Source organism: Loktanella sp. S4079, assembly GCF_000967725.1.
GTDB lineage: Bacteria > Pseudomonadota > Alphaproteobacteria > Rhodobacterales > Rhodobacteraceae > Yoonia.
Genome location: NZ_JXYE01000024.1, coordinates 1 through 7,083, shown reverse-complemented (window position 1 = coordinate 7,083; position 7,083 = coordinate 1). Strand labels below are relative to the sequence as shown.

Annotated in this window: 6 protein-coding genes; 5 read left to right on the top strand and 1 reads right to left on the bottom strand. The window is 51.3% G+C overall.

The genetic code is table 11. From position 1 onward, the window contains the following. A partial coding sequence (locus TW80_RS17425) for a hypothetical protein (protein WP_045998750.1) occupies positions 1 to 225 on the bottom strand: 225 nt, incomplete at its 3' end. Between the two features lie 354 nt (positions 226 to 579). Between TW80_RS17425 and TW80_RS17760 the strand changes: the two genes are divergently transcribed. The 5 genes from TW80_RS17760 (at position 580) to TW80_RS17405 (ending at position 6,741) form a co-directional block, all read left to right on the top strand. Then, positions 580 to 2,265 carry a vWA domain-containing protein gene (locus tag TW80_RS17760; protein WP_052701059.1) on the top strand — a complete coding sequence of 562 codons (1,686 nt, stop codon included), beginning with the start codon at positions 580 to 582 and terminating at the stop codon, positions 2,263 to 2,265. Positions 2,266 to 2,542: 277 nt separating this feature from the next. After that, complete coding sequence (locus TW80_RS17415) at positions 2,543 to 4,057, top strand: FAD-binding domain-containing protein (RefSeq protein WP_045998752.1); 1,515 nt, start codon at positions 2,543 to 2,545, stop codon at positions 4,055 to 4,057. Positions 4,058 to 4,059: 2 nt separating this feature from the next. After that, on the top strand, positions 4,060 to 4,191 hold the full coding sequence (locus TW80_RS17940) for a DUF2256 domain-containing protein (protein WP_084625852.1): 132 nt from the start codon (positions 4,060 to 4,062) through the stop codon (positions 4,189 to 4,191). Beyond that, a complete protein-coding gene (locus tag TW80_RS17410) occupies positions 4,188 to 5,441 on the top strand; it encodes an FAD-binding domain-containing protein (protein ID WP_045998751.1) in 1,254 nt (417 codons plus the stop codon). Before TW80_RS17940 ends, TW80_RS17410 begins: the two co-directional genes overlap by 4 nt. A gap of 229 nt (positions 5,442 to 5,670) precedes the next feature. Beyond that, positions 5,671 to 6,741, top strand: coding sequence for an AI-2E family transporter (locus tag TW80_RS17405; RefSeq protein WP_045998749.1), 1,071 nt, complete (start codon positions 5,671 to 5,673; stop codon positions 6,739 to 6,741). The last annotated feature ends 342 nt before the right edge of the window (positions 6,742 to 7,083 follow it).

The following is a 7,083-nucleotide window of genomic DNA, read 5'->3' as shown; positions in this document are numbered from 1 at the left end:
GTTTAAATCAGTTCGCAGTCCAGCAACGATATCATCTAGCAGTTTCTTTGCTGCACTATGATCTGCCACAGTTTCTGACAAAATTTCGAAACACGCTAAATGGATATGTGCAAACGCTATGAAATCGTCTCTTTTCGCAATATCTAATTTTGAAAAGTAATGATCTACGACTTCGTGATCAATACGGGTTTGCTCGCGCAAATGAAGCCTAAAGTCTTTTTGCATGCTAGCTCCTGTACTAATCGCCTACTTTGGTGTCCAAAGTTCTTGGATATGGTGTGCAAAACCGACACTTTGCGTATTTTGAAATCAGTACTCGATGGCTTTAGGCTACAAACCGATAAGTTAGCTTCGCAATTCGCAACGTATTTATCAACGGTAAGTTCATCCGAAAAAATGTAAGCGCCCCACGATATCGTTGAAAAGTTTTCATTTTTTGGCACAACAAAGCATGTCGCTGAATGTTTCTGTCATTTTTAGGTTCATTCTCGCCTAGATTGGTATGTGTTTTTGCGACCCATTTACAAATGCTTGCATTGATCGTTACGCAAGTAAAAACTGGCTCGTAAGGAGACTGCGGTGCGCTTCTTTTCTTTGGTTTTGGCTGCGATGATATCGACGGCTGCTATCGCACAAGACGATGCAGGTACCGTCTTGGTGCTGGACGGCTCTGGGTCCATGTGGGGGCAGATTGATGGCGTCGCCAAGATCACGATCGCGCAGCAGGCTGTGAATACGATTTTGGATGATTTTCCGCAGGATCAGCGGTTAGGCCTCACGCTTTATGGGCACCGGCAGGAAGGCAGCTGTAGCGATATTCAGACGATTGTCGCCCCTGCAGCCGGCACTGCATCCGAGGTGCGCACTGCGGTGAATAATATTCGACCCCTCGGCAAAACGCCAATGACTGATGCCATCATCGCCGCCGCTCAGGCGCTCGATTACACGAACCAAGCCGCAACCGTCATTTTGGTGTCCGATGGGGTTGAGACCTGTAATCCGGATCCCTGCGCAGCCGCACGCCGTCTAGATCAAGCGGGCGTAAATTTTACCGCACACGTGATTGGTTTCGATGTGGATGATCCTGTCGCGCTTGGTCAGATGCAGTGTATCGCGCTTGAAACTGGAGGTCGCTTTCTCAGGGCTGCGGATGCGACGGAACTCAAAGACGCTATTGCGACAGTTGCTGCTGAACCCGAAACTGAAACCGAAGCGCTTCTTACGCCCGACGCAACACTCGATGCGCCCATAACGGCAGTGGCAGGTGCCACAATCACAGTCGATTGGAGTGGCCCCGCAGCTGCTGGCGATAGCCTGACCATCGCGCTTCCGGATACCGAGAGTTTTGTGAACTTTGTGTACGTCGCAGAAGCTGAACCAGCTCAACTCCGCATGCCTGCCGATCCTGGTGTGTATGAAATTCGCTATATCTACGGCCCAAACGATGAGATCGCAGCAACGCATCGCATCACTGTGACGCCTGCTGACGCAAGCATTGATGCTCCTGCAACTGCCTTTGCTGGTGAAACCCTATTGTTGACTTGGTCAGGCCCTGATAACGAAGGGGATTATCTTGCCGTTGGTCCGGCGGGGAGCGAAGCTTACATTAACTTTACCTATCTATACGAAGGCAATCCCGCGCCATTGGTGATGCCTGTTGAACCAGGTGTTTATGAAATTCGATATCATGAAGGACAGAACGACGCAGTTGTTTTTGCGCGATCTATTGACGTGAATGCGGCAGATATTCACGTTGATGTGCCCGCTTCAGCGTCTGCTGGTGAAACGCTGATGTTGCCATGGATCGGACCCAAAAACGAAGGCGACTACCTTGCTGTCGGTCAGCTTGGCGGAGAGGGTTACATCAACTTTACCTACCTTTACGAAGGGAACCCGGCACCTTTGTTGATGCCGATCGTGCCTGGCGAATATGAAATCCGATATCACGCGGGCCAGGACGATACTGTTCTATTTACCAGTACAGTTAATCTGACACCTGTGACCGCGCGCCTCGAAGCGGCGGACACGGTTAAATCTGGCGAAACACTAACCGTAGCCTGGGACGGTCCAGGATATGAGTATGACTTCGTCGCGATTAGTGCGTTGGATGACGAGGGATACCAACCGGGCAGCTGGAGCTACACCTACGAAGGCAACCCGTTGACGATCACCGCACCCGAAATGCCCGGCCAGTATGAGTTGAGGTATTTTCTAGGTCAGAACGAAGTGGCGATCGCAAACCAACTGCTAACAGTAATCGACTGATAGCATGGGCCAAAGTCCCGTCCGTTTGCCTCAGCCATAGTATTTTGCGCGGCTCTTTCAGTGCAGCAGCATCCATATATCGAACGAAACCCGTATCCATTACTAATCCTGCGGTCGGCGTTTGATATCGGGTGTTCGCGATGTGGCCTTCGCATTGGTTTAAAGGTCGCCTCTGGTCCTTGAACGTTCCTGTAATATTGGCTGCCTTTAGAAATCCAATCTGACGCATCTCACGTATCAATACATATGTTGTTTCATACCAGGAGGTTTGTTGCGCGTGCAGATTGTTTGGTTCAAGAGAGATTTGCGGGTGACGGATCATAGGGCGCTCGCGATGGCTGCTGAGGTAGGGCCGGTTTTGCCGCTCTACATCGTTGAGCCTGAGCTTTGGCGACAACCAGATGCATCTTACCGCCAATGGGCCTTTGTCGCTGAAACGCTGTCCGAGCTTCGCGTAGATCTTGCCCGCATTGGACAGCCCCTCGTGATACGCAGCGGCACGGCAATTGATGTCCTTACGGAGTTGAAGAAGCGACTAGGCAGTATTGCGCTCTGGTCTCATGAAGAAACGGGAAATGGCTGGACTTACCAGCGTGATCTCATGGTGGCCGCATGGTGCAGGGACCAAGGTGTGCCGTGGCGCGAAGTCCAAAATCATGGCGTTTGGCGCAGGTTGAAATCGCGAAACGGCTGGTCTGCTCAATGGGACGCGCTGATGAAACGGTCTGTATCAAGCGTTCCGAGGTTAGCGCCGATCGACCTTGATGTTGGGGGTGTTCCATCTGCTTCTGATCTTGGTTTTGAGGATGATAGGTGTACCGAAAGACAAGTTGGCGGGCGTCGTGCTGGCATTGAGCGCCTCGATAGTTTTCTGAACCAGCGTGGCGAATTTTACCAAAGTGCGATGTCCAGCCCAGTTGAAGGCGCAACAGCCTGTTCGCGCCTATCTCCTTATTTGGCATGGGGGGCGCTATCGATACGCGAGGTAACGCAAGCAACGCAAGCAAGACGGCGTGCATTGCCACCGATGGCCAAGGAATGGCGCAAATCTCTGAGGTCGTTTTCTGGGCGCCTGCACTGGCACTGCCACTTTATTCAAAAGCTGGAAGATGAGCCAAGCATCGAGGTTGAGAACCTTCATCGCCTCTATGATGGTCTTCGCCCTCAAACACCCGATGCAACATTATTGGCGGCGTGGACGCGGGGGGAAACCGGGTATCCGTTTTTGGATGCCTGTATGCGATCCTTGCGCGCGTGTGGCTGGTTGAATTTTCGGATGCGGGCGATGGTAATGGCGGCGGCATCTTATCATCTGTGGCTCGATTGGCGTGCGCCGGGGCTGCATTTGGCCCGTATGTTCACAGATTATGAACCAGGGATTCATTGGAGTCAGGTGCAAATGCAATCTGGCACCACAGGTATCAATGCTGTGCGCATCTACAATCCGGTTAAACAGGGATACGATCAGGATCCAAAAGGCGTTTTTATTCGTAAATGGCTGCCCGAACTGGCCATGCTGCCCGATACGTACATCCATGAACCATGGAAGGCCGACAACGCAGCCAAAGTGATCGGCGGGCGATATCCCGTGCGCGTATTCGACCATTTGTTGGCCGCCAAGGCCGCGCGTGAAAAGGTATGGAGCGTCCGCAAAGGCCGGCCATTTCGGGAGCAGGCCCAAGCCATCGTGACCAAACATGCTAGCCGCAAATCGACGCGGCGTACTCTTAAAAAAACTGCGAAAGCACCAGACACGCGGCAACTTAATCTACCATTCGGGGATCAATCGTGAAGATGCGAAAAAAGTCAGATCTGCCCTCTAAAATTTGCCCAGTTTGCAAGCGGCCATTCACGTGGCGCAAGAAATGGGAAAAGGATTGGGACGGCGTTCGGTATTGCTCTAAACGTTGTCGAGGCTTGTCATGACTGATCGGTTTCCAAATCTGTTAGAGCCAGAGCAGCACGTCGACTTTATACCGACGCGCGCTGCAGGGCTTAGGCGCCTTGACCAATTCGCCGCACGCGCTGGACGCCATTACGCAAGCTTCCGCAATTATGATTTTGGTTGTAATCAGCGCCATAATGTATCGGAACTGTCGCCGTGGTTGCGTCATCGGTTGATCACCGAAGAAGAAGTCCTGACCCGTGTTCTGGCTGCTCACTGTGTGAAGGGTGCCGAAAAATTCATTCAAGAGGTGTTCTGGCGAACTTACTTCAAGGGGTGGTTGGAGCAGCACCCAAGCGTATGGGAAAGCTATCAACAGAACCTGCGCCGTTGGATGGTGCAATTGGCAGATGATGCGAATCTGCGCGCGAATTACCGCGATGCTGTGTCTGGACAAACAGGGATCGACTGCTTTGATCATTGGGTGCATGAACTGACCGACACCGGATATCTCCATAACCATGCGCGCATGTGGATGGCCTCGATCTGGATTTTCACACTGCGCCTCCCATGGGAGCTGGGAGCTGACTTGTTTTTGCGGCATCTGCTCGACGGAGATCCGGCGTCGAACACGTTGAGTTGGCGATGGGTGGCGGGGCTTCACACCAAAGGCAAAACCTATCTGGCACGGCCCGATAACATAGCCAAATATACCAATGGGAGATTCCACCCGAACGGCTTGGCCACAATGGCCGAGCCTTTGATGGAAACGTGCAATCATCCATGCGTTGCGATCCCGTCACCACAAGCCGCCCCCACAGGTGACTATCTGTTGCTGTTGCACAAAGATGACGTCTGCGGCGTGGACGTTATGTCATCGTCACCCGCCGGAGCCATAGGTCTGATGGAAACGCGTCGTCGTTCAACCCATTCGAGCGGTCACATTGCCTCGGCATTTACTAAAGGCGCGTTGGACACCGCATTGGCTCCGTTTGAGGGCGATATGCGGCTGGCGGATGACTGGAGCACAGTGCTGATCGAGGCGGCACAGCGAGTTGGTGTCACTATGATCGCAACAGCTTACCCGCCGATTGGCATGGCGCGCACTCTGTTGGATGAGGCCGCGCCAAAATTACGCGATGCAGGGATAAGTCTATGTCGTGTCATACGGCCCTATGACCAGATCTCGTGGCCATACGCCAAAGCGGGCTTCTTTGGGCTCAAGAAAAAGATCCCCACAATCCTTCGCGATCTGAACCTGAGCGCCAAGTTGAACTCAGATGGCAGATAACATGTTATGCCTAAGCTTGAGATGTTTTTGTGGAACGTCACATCGCTGATGACATGTTCACGATAGCGATCGTTATTTCGTTACCGCTCCACAAAAGGCGAACAAACTATGGCTTGGGCGACCACTTGGGCCACGCCAATTCAGGGAACCTTTTCTATCTTAAAGTGTTGTGCATTGAGGCAAAGCGTAAATCGGAATCCGCTAAGGTTAGCTTAAAATTGGATAAGCGATGGACGAGACACATAAGATTAAGAATTTATTGTTTGGGATATTTTTGCTTCTGTTGTTTGGGGCAATTTATTTCGCCCGAGATATGTTGCTCCCAATTGTCCTAGGGATTTTGGTGTCGTTGACACTTAGCCCGATCGTGAGAGGTCTAAGACGACTGGGCATTCCAGAAGTTATATCTGCGAGCCTTTTGATCTTTAGTGCTACGCTGATTTGTGGCGTTGGTATTTATGCGCTGTCTGGTCCAGCATCAGATATCATCGAACGGGCACCTGAAGTGGGAGCGGAGTTAAGAAGAAAGTTTGGCTTTTTGCTGGATTCTTTGGCAGCCGTGCAAGACGCATCCGACGAGATGGAAAACATTACAAACGGTGGAAATTCTGCGCCTGAAGTTGCGATACAGCAGCCAGGCTTGCTTACTTTCGCCGCCGGAGGTGTGGCCAGCTTTCTCTCACTTGGCTTTGTGGGGCTCATACTTGCGTTGTTTATTCTGTCGTCTGGTAATTTATTCTACCTGAAACTGGTAAAAGCGCTCCCCAGTTTTTCGGATAAGAAACTCGCTGTAAAAACAGTGCGTGCTGTTGAACATAAGCTATCCCACTACTTGCTCACAATTGTTTTGATCAACATAGGCTTAGGCGTTTGCATCTCAGTCGCACTGCATGCCGTCGGCTTTCCACAAGCCGTCGTATGGGGTGCAGCTGCCAGCTTATTGAACTTTCTACCTTTTGTGGGCGCCATGTTTGGTTTTTTGGCGATCGGAGCTTATAGTATAATTGTATATGAGACGCTGACATCGGGACTTATTGCGCCGGTGGTGTACCTGTCCCTCACATCCATTGAGGCTCAGTTCATTACGCCGGCGCTGCTCGGCAGACGATTAGAATTAAACACAGTTTCCGTATTTCTAGCCGTGATTATATGGAGCTGGCTATGGAGCATACCCGGCGCGTTGATGGCAGTCCCACTATTGGTTGTTACTAAAGTTATCTGCGATAACGTTGCACCACTGAATGCATTTGGCGACTTTCTGGGCCCCGGAAGAAATCAAACATTGTCAAATCCAAAATAGAGGAGATTGTTATAGTCAGCGTAGCCTGAAAATCTTGTTGGTCTCGTATGTGCCCTGTCGGTCTGTTTCACAGACAGAGCTCATGGCGATCATCCGCAACTTGTACAACGGCATCCTTACTGCAACGTGCCGGACGCTTGCTAGTCAAACCTCGCACCACGATAATCACCTCTCGTTCGGATATACCGAATTCGATGGCGAACAATCCTTGGTGGTCGAGCTCTTATCGTTCCAACTGAAAGCCGCGATAAGGATTACTTGTCTGAGCAAGAGTCTTGAAAAACTTCAATGCCGGGTCGGATACTGTCCACGTCGAGATTAGACTGGCGCGTAATGATCTCT

Bases quoted from the DNA above. Each gene is read 5' to 3' on its own strand.
- TW80_RS17940 (WP_084625852.1), top strand. From the start codon at position 4,060: ATGCGAAAAAAGTCAGATCTGCCCTCTAAAATTTGCCCAGTTTGCAAG.
- TW80_RS17410 (WP_045998751.1), top strand. From the start codon at position 4,188: ATGACTGATCGGTTTCCAAATCTGTTAGAGCCAGAGCAGCACGTCGAC.
- TW80_RS17405 (WP_045998749.1), top strand. From the start codon at position 5,671: ATGGACGAGACACATAAGATTAAGAATTTATTGTTTGGGATATTTTTG.